General features: G+C 38.9%; 9 protein-coding genes. 4 read left to right on the top strand and 5 right to left on the bottom strand.

Going from position 1 to position 13,686, the window contains the following annotated elements:
• Window positions 1-48 precede the first annotated feature (48 nt).
• From RM549_RS17940 to RM549_RS17925, 4 genes are read right to left on the bottom strand one after another with little or no spacing between them, the layout of a single operon-like run.
• Window positions 49-3,525 (bottom strand): efflux RND transporter permease subunit, encoded by a 3,477-nt coding sequence (locus tag RM549_RS17940; RefSeq protein WP_311687344.1) that lies wholly within the window; start codon window positions 3,523-3,525, stop codon window positions 49-51.
• Window positions 3,526-3,534: 9 nt separating this feature from the next.
• On the bottom strand, window positions 3,535-4,698 hold the full coding sequence (locus tag RM549_RS17935; protein ID WP_311687342.1) for an efflux RND transporter periplasmic adaptor subunit: 1,164 nt from the start codon (window positions 4,696-4,698) through the stop codon (window positions 3,535-3,537).
• 22 nt (window positions 4,699-4,720) lie between these two features.
• Window positions 4,721-6,166 (bottom strand): TolC family protein, encoded by a 1,446-nt coding sequence (locus tag RM549_RS17930; RefSeq protein WP_311687340.1) that lies wholly within the window; start codon window positions 6,164-6,166, stop codon window positions 4,721-4,723.
• A complete protein-coding gene (locus RM549_RS17925; protein ID WP_311687335.1) occupies window positions 6,150-6,761 on the bottom strand; it encodes a TetR/AcrR family transcriptional regulator in 612 nt (203 codons plus the stop codon). The genes RM549_RS17930 and RM549_RS17925 overlap by 17 nt, the downstream gene beginning before the upstream one ends.
• A gap of 140 nt (window positions 6,762-6,901) precedes the next feature.
• Between RM549_RS17925 and RM549_RS17920 the strand changes: the two genes are divergently transcribed.
• The 3 genes from RM549_RS17920 (at window position 6,902) to odhB (ending at window position 12,167) form a co-directional block, all read left to right on the top strand.
• The gene (locus RM549_RS17920; RefSeq protein WP_311687333.1) at window positions 6,902-7,876 is read left to right on the top strand and encodes a polyprenyl synthetase family protein; all 975 of its coding nucleotides are present in this window, start codon (window positions 6,902-6,904) and stop codon (window positions 7,874-7,876) included.
• A gap of 173 nt (window positions 7,877-8,049) precedes the next feature.
• Window positions 8,050-10,824, top strand: a complete 2,775-nt coding sequence (locus RM549_RS17915; protein ID WP_311687331.1) for a 2-oxoglutarate dehydrogenase E1 component — start codon at window positions 8,050-8,052, stop codon at window positions 10,822-10,824.
• Between the two features lie 56 nt (window positions 10,825-10,880).
• Window positions 10,881-12,167: a 2-oxoglutarate dehydrogenase complex dihydrolipoyllysine-residue succinyltransferase gene (gene odhB, locus RM549_RS17910; protein ID WP_311687329.1), complete on the top strand. Its 1,287-nt coding sequence runs from the start codon at window positions 10,881-10,883 to the stop codon at window positions 12,165-12,167.
• Between the two features lie 261 nt (window positions 12,168-12,428).
• Here the strand turns inward: odhB and RM549_RS17905 are convergent, their stop codons facing one another.
• Complete coding sequence (locus RM549_RS17905) at window positions 12,429-12,866, bottom strand: retropepsin-like aspartic protease (protein ID WP_311687327.1); 438 nt, start codon at window positions 12,864-12,866, stop codon at window positions 12,429-12,431.
• Between the two features lie 51 nt (window positions 12,867-12,917).
• Between RM549_RS17905 and RM549_RS17900 the strand changes: the two genes are divergently transcribed.
• Window positions 12,918-13,685: a TatD family hydrolase gene (locus tag RM549_RS17900; RefSeq protein WP_311687325.1), complete on the top strand. Its 768-nt coding sequence runs from the start codon at window positions 12,918-12,920 to the stop codon at window positions 13,683-13,685.
• Window position 13,686 lies beyond the last annotated feature (1 nt).

The following is a 13,686-nucleotide window of genomic DNA, read 5'->3' as shown; positions in this document are numbered from 1 at the left end:
TTCCGAAAATATAAAAAAACCCGAAGCGAGCGCTTCGGGTTTTATTTTTTATGAAGAAGAAAGTTGCTTCTGTTTTTTTCTTTCCAGACGTTTATTTTTGAATTTGACTTTCGCCCTGTTTACAAGATAGAACATAATAGGTACTATAATAAGTGTAAGGAAAGTCGCAAAGATAAGTCCGAAGATTACCGTCCAGGCCAAAGGTCCCCAGAATATTACGTTATCCCCTCCAATATAAAGTTGCGGATCATAATCTGTAAATAGTGTGAAGAAGTCAATGTTCAAACCAATGGCTAAAGGAATAAGTCCAAGTACGGTGGTGATAGCGGTTAGCAATACTGGCCTTAACCTCGATTTTCCACCTGCTACGATCACGTGAAAATATTGTTCACGGGTCAAAAGCTGATCTTCTTCCAGATCTAGTTCTTCTTTTTTCCTGTCTATCAGGATTTGTGTATAATCTATTAATACGATGGCATTGTTTACAACAATACCGGCAAGGGAAATAATTCCCATCATCGTCATTATAATGATGAAGTCCATTTGGAAAATTACCAGTCCAAGGAATACCCCAACAAGACTTAGTAATACTGACATTAAAATAATTACAGGTTTGGAAACTGAATTAAATTGAGCAACGAGAATAAGCAAAATACCTCCCAAAGCAATAAGTAAAGCTTTAATAAGGAAGTTCATGTTTTCTGCCTGTTCTTCCTGCTCTCCGGTAAATTCAAGGCTTACCTCTTCGGGTAATTCGTAATTCTGCAATTCGCTCCTTAATTGTTCAACAACTTCATTCCCGTTATATCCTTGTAATACATTGGAATATAAGGTGATTACCCTTTTTAGGTCTTTTCTTTTTATAGAGCTGAAGGAAGAAGTCATTTTGGTTTCCACCAGCGATGAGATTGGGACCTGTACCAGTGCCCCAGTATTCTGATCTTTAAAGGTAATTGGCTGATTGAACAATACGTTTTCATTGTACCTGTCTTCTTCATTAAGCCTTACGTTCACCTGATAATCATCATCCCCCTCTTTATAGGTGGAAACTTCTTCACCATAGATCGCCCTTCTAAGCGTTTGACCAACGGCAGAAGTGGAAACTCCTAATTGTCCGGCTTTTCTACGGTCCACCTGGACTTCAAGTTCAGATTTGGCCTTGTTGACGTCAATTTTTAATTCCTCAATTCCGCCAATACTAAGGTCCTGAATATAGGAACGTAAATTTTCGGCTTCAGCGAGCATCTGTTCATAATTCTCACCTTTTAGCTCAATGTTTACCGGGTAACCTGACGGAGGTCCGGCCGCATCCTTCTCAACAACTACAGATGCTCCTGGGAAACCTTGTACTGCTTCGCGAACTTCAGATAGTACTTCGCTACTGGAAACCCCTTGCCGCTCCTCAAACGGGCGCATAGAAAGGGTGATCTTTCCTTTATGAGGCATGGCGTTTTGCTGCCCCCCATCGGTTTGAGGATTTCCGGCTCCCTGTCCCACCTGGGAGATAGCAGATTCTACCATAAAGTTGTAACCATCTTCATCTTCATATTTTTCAATGACGTCAAAGATCTGTTGCTCTATCCTTTTGGTAAGTTCGTTGGTCCTTTCAATATCTGTCCCTTCAGGATACTCAATATAAGTTATAATCTGCTTAGGTTCATTTTCCGGAAAAAATAATACTTTAGGCTGTACCAGCGCAATTAAAACAATAGAAAGGAATAGCATTGCCACAGTTCCAAAGAAGAAAATGTAAGCCTTCTTTCCTCTAAGTGCAAATTTTAAAGTGCTTTCATAAGAGTTTTCAAGCTTTTTTAAAGCTTTAAACTGGAAGAATTCTACTCCTCCGGCAAGTAAATATTTATAAACCCAAAGCAAAATTCCGCCAAGGATCAGAAGGTTTCCAAAAGCACGTAAGGCGCCAGATGGTAACAGATAGCCGGTAATTAATAACAGGAGTCCAACGCCGCCCATGATTCCGGTGTACCTAATAAGTTTTTTCTTATTCATTTCCTCTTCTTCAGTTTCCATAAATTCTGAAGTAAGCATTGAGTTAATAATTAATGCTACAAATAATGAGGATCCCAATACAATGGAAAGGGTGATAGGGAAAATCATCATAAACTTTCCAACTGTTCCCGGCCATAGTGCAAGCGGAAAAAAGGCCATAAGTGTTGTGGCTGTAGATGCAATAATTGGCCAGGCAATTTCACCCAATCCTTGTTTTGCTGCCTGTTTCCTGGACATGCCTTCATCCATAAGCGTATAAACATTCTCTACTACCACAATACCATTGTCCACCAGCATGCCGAGTCCCATTACCAGGGCAAAGAGCACCATTGTATTTAAGGTATATCCCAAACTGGATAGAACAATAAAGGATAAAAACATGGATAACGGGATTGCCAATCCCACAAAAAGAGCATTTCTAAAGCCTAAGAAGAACATTAGTACAAGTACTACCAGAATAACCCCAAAGATGATGTTATTTACCAGGTCATTTACCTGTTTTTCTGTGTTTGTAGACTGGTCATTGGTTAGGCTTATGTGTAGACTTTCCGGCAGATACTCCGCCTGTTCTGTAGCTATAATCTGTTTAATATCTTCTATAGCTTCTACCATATTTTGACCGCTACGCTTCTTGATATCCAGCATTACTACTGGATCTCCGTATTCACGAGCGAAGGTGGTGGGATCTTTTTCCCTAAAGTTAATCTGTGCAATGTCCCTTAGAAAAACATTTCCTCCATCACGTTTTACAACAACATTTTGCAGTTCCTCAGGGTCCTCAATTTCACCGAGTATCCTGATATTTCTCTCTACTCCGCTGGTGATAATATTTCCTCCGGAAATTGTACGGTTTTCTGCGCTTACAGAATTAATGATGTTATCAAAACTTACCTGTGAAGCACTCATTTTATAGATGTCCACCGCAATTTCGACCTCCATATCTTCGGCGCCCTGGATACTGGCTTCTTTAATCTCAGGTAAAATTTCTATACGATCCTGAAGGTATTCGGCAAATTCTTTTAACTGTTGAACGGTATAATTACCAGTAAGGTTAATATTTAAAATTGATTGCTCTTCAGAAATATTAAGATCAAAAACATTTGGTTCAACTTTAGCACCATTGTCCAGTGTAGGCCAGGTGGTTTCGGCTTTCACCATATCTACCTTGTCCTTAATTTTTTGTTTGGCAACATCTACATCTATATCATCTTCAAATTCTACTATAACCAGGGAATAATCCTGCAGCGTAGTTGAGGAGATTTCCTTTATTCCGGCAACATCGTTGAACTCTTCTTCCAGGGGCTCGGTTATGAACTTCTCCACATCCTCCGCAGAGTTCCCGGGATTTATCGAGCTAACATAAATTTCTGTAGTAATAACCTCGGGGAAAGATTCCCTGGGCATGGCATAATAAGACATTAGCCCTCCTATAAGAATAATGGCCATGATAACGTACACCGTCATCTTATTGTCTATAGCCCAGGAAGAAAGTTTGAATTCCCTATCTAACTTGTTCATTGCAAATTTTTAATTTCTGGTTTTTATTTCCTGACCATCACGAAGATTTCTACTACCGTCAGTAATTATAGTTGTTCCCGGTTCCAGTCCTGAGGTAATTTCTATTACACCTTGAGCAACATAACCTGTTTCTACATTAACTTCTCTCGCTGTTCCTGTATTTTCCCCCTGGGATTCCCAAATATAGACAAGGTTATTTCCCTGGGAATTCTGTTGTACTGCATTTTCGGGAACCACTATTGCGTCCTCGTTTGTATAATCGTTTATTCTTAGTGTAGCAATTTGATTTGGTCTTACCATCTTATCCTCATTAGGAATGGCAACCTCTATTCTAAAGGTCCTGTTATTAGGATTTATAGTGTTACCTACTCGTTTTACTTCGCCTGTAAATTCTTTTCCTATGGAGTTAATTTGGACAATAACTTCGCTGCCTGCACTAACCTGATTGAGGTAATTCTCCGGCACATTAGCTTCAACATACATATTTTGTAGGCTTACCAATCTAAATAACTGACTTTGGCCCGGGGATACAACTTCGCCTTGCTCTGTTATGACCTCATCAATAATTCCGCTGAAAGGGGCTTTTATAGTGCTTTTTGCAAGTTGCGTTCGTAATTGGTTCACAGAGTTTTGCGCAGATTCAAAGTTGGATTTGGCTTCCAGATACTGCATTTCTGATCCTATATTCTGGTTCCACAAACGCTCCTGGCGCTCAAAAGTAGTTTCTGCCAGAGAAAGTTGAGTTTCCAAGCGAGCCAATTCGCTGGAGAGTCCGCCATCATCAACTACTGCCAATGTTTGCCCACGGGAAACCTCCTGTCCCTCACTCACACGAACATCTGAGAGGATTCCTGAAGTTTCAGGATATATAACTATATTCTGATCTGTAGCTACATCCCCCTGTACCTCGGCATAATGTTTAAACACAGTATCCCGCACAGTCTCTATATTTACCAAAGGGCGGCTTCGGTTTACATCGAGCTCATTTATAGCTTCATCCAGACGATTGATCTGCCTGGTAAGCTCACTCTGTTCTTTGCTTAATTCAGATTTTTTCTGTCTGATTTCGCTTAAATCGCCATCCTGAAGAACGGCATCTACAGATTTTTTTTCCTCACTTCCGCAGGAAAAAAGTATAATTGGAAGGCTAAGTAAGATTGCTAATTTTCTCATTGGTGAATTTATAATGTACCTGTTAATCTTCATTACTATATTTTGTTGTGTCAAGCAAATTTTCCAACTCGACCTTGGCAACAATCACATCCAGCATGGCCTGGAGCAGGCTTTGCTGCGCATTGTATAATTGCCTTTGAGCTTCGCTTAATTCGAAACTGCTGGCAAGGCCTTCAAAAAATTTAATCTGGTTTTTATTCTCTATACGCTCAGCTAGTTCCAGGTTTTTCTTCTGATTCTGATAATTTTCCAAACTAAATTCATATTCAGCTTTAGCAGAATTTACCTGATTTTTAACCTCATTTTCTGTGCGTTCAAGATCTATAAGTGCCTGCTCGTAGGCAATTTCTTTTTGTTGGGTTCTGGAACTCCTCATTCCACTGCTGAAAATTGGAATATTTAAGGTCACACCTAAAATAGATTGGTCAAAGTATTCCTGATCGCTACTTAAGAAAGAAAACTCTTCGCTAAACCCCTGTAGCCCGTAATTTACAAATCCTGTTAAGGTTGGCAGCGCCTTGGCCTTTTCCAGTCTTACCTCAATATTTGCAGCTTCAGCTGTGTTTTGAGCAATACGGTAATCTATATTTTGCTGAACAGGAACCTGCTTTTGAAGCAGTGCCAGATCGAAATATTCCATGGTAAGTTCATCCAGGTCTTCTGTTAAGGTGACTTCAGCCTCAACAGGAATGCCTAGTGTAAGGTTTAGCATTTCATAAGCTATGTCCAACATTCGTATGCTGCGGTTCAGGTTGTTCTGCAGTCCAAGAAGGGTTATTTGAAGTTGCTCTACATCCTCCTGTTCTGCCATTCCGTTGTCATAAAGGATACTGGTCTCATCCACGTTTTTTTGTACTGTTGCTTCATTCTTTTTAAGGATTTCTGCATTTTCTTCAGCTAAAAGAACATTTCCGTAAGCATTGATAATTGCCCTTTTTACCTCAAGATCTGTTTTGGTCTTTGCGTTTTCAGAAATCTGCAAAAGGGTCCTTGCCGATTGGATTCCTACAATATAGGAGCCGTCAAAAATTAACTGGTTCCAGGTGGCGGTGGCATTAAGGCTTTGTTGTGTGCCAAATTGTACAGGGATAAAACCGTCTGGGGCATTAATAGGCACGTCGTTCCTTTGAAGGCCCTCAAAATAGCTTTCCACAATATCAATCGTACTCTGGGTATTATCGAAAGCAGCAGCAGGAAGCAGAGTTACCGGTCGTTTAATATAGTTCTGATAATCAATATTACCTCCAATTTGCGGCAATCCCTGGGAGATAATTTCCCATTTCTGTTTTAGCGCAATTTCTACATCCTTTTGTGCATTTCTGGAGCTGTAGTTGTTCTCCATTCCAAAAATTATAGCTTCCTCAAGGGATAAATTGTATTCCGGCACCTGGTTTTCCTCCTGGGATAGGGCGGGTACAGACATTAAAATTGTGGCCGCTGCCAGTTTGAGCTTAATTAAAATTCTCATGATCTTTTTTAAATTCTTCTAAAATTTTTAATCCTTTTGAAGTGCATATCGCGTGTAAATGATAGTCCAGGAAATATTCCATAAGTTTTGGCTTACTGTATTCTTCAGGGGGAAATACATCTGAATCTTTTATTCCGGCCATTCCCAGATAGTGTATCCTGCCAATAAAGGAAACGGGAATTCCAGTACGATAATGACCGGAAATTATTCCTCGTTCAAGGTTATCTGTAACGCATTCCTGTACAATGTTAAAATTCTTTTTCTCAATATTCTGAGCTATTTTTGGGTAATACTTGTTTAGCTGATAATGGGGGGACGCTTTTTCATCTTTTAAATAGCGCATGGCAAAACGTTTAATTTCGTATAATTCAATAATGGGGTTTTTTTTCTGGGCCCGAATATCATTTATACCGGTTTGAATAACTTCAAAGAGATGCACTATTGTGGCCTGCACCAGCTTATTTTTTGTTGAAAAATGAGTGTATATTGTCTTTTTTGATATTCCAAGCTTGTCCGCAATATCATCCATGGTTACGCTTTTAAACCCAAGGCTTAAAAACATATCACTTGCCGTACTTAAAATCTTCTCTCTCAAAGCTTAAAAATTTGAAGGTGCAAAAGTAGTGTTGGGAAACTTTAAAAACAAATAAAGTTTCCGTAGTTTACTTTAATTTAACATTGTTCCAAAATTTGAAATAACTTCAATTATGGTATTTTAGCTGAAAATTGAAATTTATGCTATCTATTTCTGAATACCGGGAAGTATTTTCGGAATATCTGGAGAACAAAATAAAAGTACGCGAGCCAAAAAATTTATATGAACCTATGGTTTATATCCTTTCCCAGGGGGGGAAGCGTCTTAGGCCTGTACTCCTTCTTATGGCCACAGAAATTTTTAATGCAGATTATCGCAAGGCGTTGGATGCGGCTCTTGCAATTGAAATTTTTCATAATTTCTCACTGGTTCATGACGATATTATGGATGATGCGCCAATTAGGCGGGGGCAGTTAACGGTACATGAAAAATGGGGGATTAATACTGGTATACTTTCGGGTGATGCAATGCTTATTAATGCTTATCAATTATTTGAAAATTATGATGGCAAAATTTTTAAAGAGCTTGCAAAATTGTTTTCAAAGACAGCAACACAGGTTTGTGAAGGTCAGCAATATGATATTGATTTTGAAGCAAGGGAGGATGTGAGCATAGAGGAATATATCAAAATGATTGAATATAAAACGGCCGTTCTTGTAGGTGCTTCCCTGCAGATGGGCGCCATTGTTGCTGAAGAGAGTCCCGAATGTAAAGAGGCTATTTATCAGTATGGATGTTATCTTGGTATTGCTTTTCAATTGCAGGACGATTACCTCGATGCATTTGGAGATCCTGAAAGTTTTGGGAAACAACCGGGAGGCGACATTATTGAAAATAAGAAGACTTTTCTTTATTTAAAAGCTTTAGAATCTTCAGGGAAGAGTGAAGGAGAGCAGTTAAAGCATCTTTACTCGATTAATCCGAACGAAAGCTCAGGCAAAATTGAGGCGGTGAAAACCATCTTTCAGTCGAGCGGTGCTGCTGAACTTACAAGGCAGGAGATTCAAAAATATACAGAAAAAGCATTTGAGGTTCTGGAGGGAATAAAAATTCCCGAAGAGAAAAAAGAACCTTTAAGGAAATTTGGAGAGTCTCTTATGGAGAGGCAGGTCTAATGTTTATTTCCCTTATTAATAAATCATGGTTATCTGGTTTTTTATAAGGTATTTCATCTTGTCTATGTTAAAAAATGATAATACTTAGGATAAAAGACTGGATACGGCAAGGTGTTTTTTTTAAAAATTGTATTTTTGTTGTTACACTTAAAAAGAAACATTAGTTTCAAATTATGGATAGATTTTCATTTTTAAATGCCGCACATACCGCATATTTCGCAGAACTTTATGACCAGTATTTACAATATCCTGACAAAGTAGAGCCCAGTTGGAGGGCTTTTTTTCAAGGGTTTGATTTTGGGATGCAACAGGATGGCGTTTCCGGGGAGATCCTGGAATCGGCTCCGGCAGAATTTAAAGAAGGAGAAATTCCTGAGCATGTAGTTAAGGAATTTCAGGTAATTCGTTTAATAGACGGGTACAGGACAAGAGGTCACTTATTTACAAAGACAAACCCGGTAAGGGAAAGAAGAAAATACAGCCCAACCTTAGATGTTGAAAATTTTGGTCTTTCTAAGGAAGATATGGACGTTACCTTTAACGCAGGTGAGGTGTTGGGTATTGGACCTAAGACGCTGAAAGAAATTATTAACCACCTGGAAAAGATTTATTGCGAATCCATAGGGGTGGAATATATGTTTATCAGGAAGCCGGAGGAAATTCAATGGATTCAGAATAAACTTAATATAAACGAGAACCATCCGCAGTTTAGTGCTGATCAAAAGAAGCAGATCCTTAAAAAATTAAATGAGGCAGTTTCTTTTGAAAGTTTTTTGCACACCAAATACGTGGGTCAAAAACGCTTTTCCCTGGAAGGGGGTGAAAGTTTAATTCCGGCACTGGATGCGTTAATAGAACGGGCAGCAGAGTTAGGGATACAGGATTTTGTCATGGGGATGGCTCACCGTGGTCGTCTCAATACCCTTACGAACATTTTTGGGAAGAGTGCTAAAGATATCTTTAGCGAGTTTGATGGTAAAGACTACGAGCAGGATATATTTGACGGGGATGTAAAATATCACCTGGGGTGGACTTCTTGTCGCAAAACAGATAACGGTAATGATATTAATATTAATATCGCTCCAAACCCTTCTCACCTGGAAACAGTTGGACCCGTAGTAGAGGGTATTGCCAGAGCCAAAAAGGATCGTCGCTACAATGGCGACAGTTCTAAAGTTTTGCCAATATTGGTTCATGGCGATGCTGCTATAGCAGGCCAGGGTGTTGTTTACGAGGTTGTGCAAATGGCACAGCTTGAAGGATATGAAAACGGTGGTACTATACATATAGTGGTTAACAATCAAATTGGTTTTACCACCAATTACCTGGATGCGAGATCTTCTACATATTGTACGGATGTTGCGAAAGTGACTTTATCTCCTGTGCTACATGTTAATGCAGATGATGCCGAGGCTGTAGTTCATGCAATTCTATTCGCACTGGAATTCAGGATGAAATTTCACCGGGATGTATTTATTGATCTTTTGGGTTATCGAAAGTATGGTCATAACGAAGGTGATGAACCAAGATTTACTCAGCCAAAGCTGTATAAAGCCATAGCGAAACAGGAAAACACCAGAGATATTTATGCTGAAAAGCTTAAGAAAGAAGGTGTAATTGATGATGGTTTTATAAAGAAACTGGAAGAAGAATATAAAGCAAAACTTGAAGAGAATCTCGAAGATTCCCGAAAAGAAGATAAAACGGAAATTACTCCGTTTATGCAGGATGAATGGGAAGGCTTTGAAAATGCACAGGAAGATAAGATGATGGAGGAGGTGGATACCACCTTTGAACTTGAAAAACTGGATAAGGTTGCAGAAGCGATTTCGAAATTACCTGAGGGTAAAAAATTCCTTCGTAAAATCGATAAGTTGGTTAACCTGCGAAATAAAATGTACTTTGAAACCAATCAGTTAGATTGGTCCATGGCAGAACATCTTGCTTACGGTTCCTTAATGACAGAGGGTTATCATGTTCGTATTAGTGGTCAGGATAGTGAAAGAGGGACTTTTTCGCACCGTCATGCCATTGTGAAAGTAGAAGACAGTGAAGAAGAAATAATATTACATAATAATATAGAAGGGAGAAAAGGGGAGTTCTTCATTTATAACTCTCCGCTTTCTGAATATGGAGTTGTAGGTTTTGATTATGGGTATGCCATGGCAAGTCCGCAAACATTAACAATATGGGAAGCGCAATTCGGGGATTTTGTAAACGGGGCGCAGATCATGATAGATCAATATATATCTGCAGCCGAGGATAAATGGAAGCTTCAGAATGGTCTGGTAATGTTTCTTCCACATGGTTATGAAGGACAGGGTGCAGAGCATTCTTCGGGTAGAATGGAGCGTTTTCTTCAGCTTTGTGCTAAAGATAATATGTTTGTTGCAGATATTACAACACCAGCAAATATGTTCCACCTGCTAAGGAGACAGATGAAAGCAAACTTTAGAAAACCCCTTATTGTCTTTACACCCAAAAGTCTTTTAAGACATCCAAAAGTAATTTCCACTAAAGAGGAATTTGCAAACGGAAGTTTTCAACCTCTTATAGACGAAGGTAATGCTGATGCTAAAAAAGTAAAAACATTGGTATTTTGTACCGGTAAATTTTATTATGATCTTTTAGATCACAGAGAAAAGAATGAGCGCGACGATGTTGCTTTGGTGAGGGTGGAGCAATTATTCCCACTTCCGGTTCAGAAGATGAAGGAGACCATTAAGAAATATAAGAATGCAGATGACCTCGTTTGGGCACAGGAAGAACCAAGAAATATGGGGGCTTACGGGCATTTATTATTGCATTTTGATGAAGCCAGGAATATGAGAGTCTGCAGCAGGAAGTTCTATGGATCACCCGCAGCTGGAAGTTCTGTGCGTTTTAAGAGACGACACGAGCGTGTCATTGCCGGGGTTTTCGATAAATCTTTAGAAGAATCAATTTAAAATAATTACGAATAGAAATTTCTGTTTCGGCAGAAATCAAAATAAAAATTAAGATCATGGCCTTAGAAATGAAAGTTCCTTCTCCAGGAGAATCCATTACCGAAGTTGAAATAGCACAATGGTTAGTGGAAGATGGAGATTATGTAGAAAAAGATCAGGCAATAGCCGAAGTAGATAGTGATAAAGCCACACTGGAGCTTCCCGCAGAAGCCAGTGGAATAATTACTTTAAAAGCCGAAGAAGGTGACGCTGTTGCTGTTGGGGAGGTTGTTTGCCTTATTGATACTGATGCCGAAAAACCGGGAGGGGGAGATAAAGAGGCGAAAGAACAGGAAAAGGAAAGCAAGGAAGCGAGCTCCGGAAGTGAAAAACAATTAGATAAGGAGGGAACTGGTTCTGACAAGGCTGCAGCTAAAACTGAGCAACCTTCAAAATCAAGTACTCCATCTCAAAAGCAGGATAGCTATGCAAGCGGAAGCCCTTCTCCTGCGGCCAAAAAGATTTTAGATGAGAAAGGAATAGACTCAAAGTCGGTTAACGGTTCCGGCAGGGATGGAAGGATAACAAAAGAGGATGCTGTAGAGGCAAAAGCTTCTATGGGAACCCCGGGAACTGGAAAAAGAGGGGAATCCCGTAAGAAAATGTCTATGTTGCGACGTAAAGTGGCGCAAAGACTGGTTGCTGCAAAAACAGAAACTGCCATGCTTACTACATTTAATGAAGTAGACATGTCCCCAATTTTTGCTCTTCGTAAAAAATATAAAGAAGAGTTTAAAGAGAAGCATGGGGTGAGCTTAGGATTTATGTCCTTCTTTACGCTTGCTGTTACGCGTGCTCTGGATCTTTTTCCTGATGTCAACTCTATGATAGATGGGGATTATAAGGTAAGTTTTGACTATAAAGATATTAGTATTGCAGTTTCCGGGCCTAAAGGTCTAATGGTTCCTGTAATGAGAAATGCTGAGAATTTAAGTTTCAGAGGAGTGGAGGCTGAAGTTAAACGCCTTGCCTTAAAAGCTAGAGACGGGAACATCACTGTAGACGAGATGACCGGAGGTACATTTACTATTACGAATGGAGGTGTATTTGGTTCTATGCTCTCTACTCCAATCATTAACCCGCCGCAAAGTGCTATCCTGGGAATGCACAATATTGTGGAGCGTCCTGTTGCTATAGATGGGCACGTAGAAATACGTCCAATTATGTTCGTTGCCTTGTCCTATGATCACAGAATAATAGATGGAAAGGAATCTGTGAGCTTCCTTGTTGCGGTAAAAGAAGCACTGGAAAATCCCGAGGAATTACTTATGGATAATGATGTTAAAAGAGCTTTGGAACTTTAATAAGATTTATTTAAATATGTAAAAAGAGGCCTCATCTTAAGATGAGGCCTCTTTATTTTTTAGGCAAGACTAAAATAATAAGAATAAATTAATAAGGTTTAGAAACAGCACAGCAACTATTGCAATCAATAAGATTGTGAATAAGGTCGGTGAAAGAATCCTGTTTTTGATAAAGCAAATTTTTGGTTACCATTAAGAAGTGTGAAGGTAAATCTAAAATCATGAGGTGAAAAGGGGAAATTTCCCCCTTTTGAGCAATTTCTATTTAAGATAAAGTGCTTTTTTGCCGTAATCTATTACCGCCTTTCCTTTTTTTAGAATATCAGCCCCAATAATACCATGTACCTTTTCTGCCTTGTGATTTACAAGGGCTTCATTTACATGTCTTAAATCAAAAAGCACAAGGTCTACTTTTTTCTTTTTCCAACCTTCGATTTCAATTCTGTTTTTCTGGGCAATTTGCGTTAGCATATCGGTAGCTCCTGCCCCGGCAGCTTTAACGTCGCTATCTTCAGCAATTAATTCAAAATGCTTTACTGCTTCCATTCCCACGCACGTACTGGAAGCTCCTGTATCCAAAATAAAATTGCCTTCAATATTATTAATTTTTGCAACAATTTCGATATGATTAGTTTTGGTGTATTTAAATTTAATACGCTGATATCCTTTCTTTTCAAGTAATTTCTTTAAAGTCGACATTCTTTCTTTTTTCACAAAGATAGGTCTTCAAAATAAATTATTTTTGCATTTATGATTTTAACAGACACCCATACCCATTTATATAGTGAAGCTTTTGATGAAGACAGGGATAAATTGATTTCAAAAGCTATAGATGCAGGTATTAAAAGATTTTTTATTCCGGCTATAGATTCAGAATATACACAGGCGATGTACGTTCTGGAGGAGACTTATCCAGAAAATATATTTTTAATGATGGGATTGCATCCTACCCATGTGAAGGAGGATTTTGAGGAGGAGTTAGCTCATGTGGAAGAACAGTTTAAAAAAAGAGCATTTTATGCTGTTGGTGAAATTGGAATAGATCTGCATTGGGATAAAAGTACATTGGCGATCCAGCAGCAGGCTTTTAGAAGACAAATTAAGTTGGCGAAGGAGTATAAATTGCCCATTGTTATTCACTGCCGTGATGCTTTTGATGAGGTTTTTGAAGTATTGGAGAGTGAGAAAGCAGATAATCTCTTCGGAATTTTTCATTGCTTTACAGGAACGTTACAGCAGGCACACAAAGCTTTGTCCTATAATATGAAGTTGGGAATTGGAGGTGTGGTAACCTTTAAAAATGGTAAAATTGATAAATTTTTGGATCAAATTTCCATTGAGGATATTGTTTTGGAGACAGATGCTCCGTACCTCGCTCCGGCGCCTTTCCGCGGAAAAAGGAATGAACCTGTATTTATTGAAAAAATAGCAGCAAAAATAGCTGAAATATATAACCTTGAATATAAAGAAGTTGCAGAAATAACCACGGCTAATTCAAAAGTAATTTTTGGGCGTTAAT

The organism is Autumnicola patrickiae (assembly GCF_031846525.1).
Lineage (GTDB): Bacteria > Bacteroidota > Bacteroidia > Flavobacteriales > Flavobacteriaceae > Autumnicola > Autumnicola patrickiae.
Note: the sequence above shows the minus strand (reverse complement) of the source record. Positions and strands in the feature narration are given on the sequence as shown.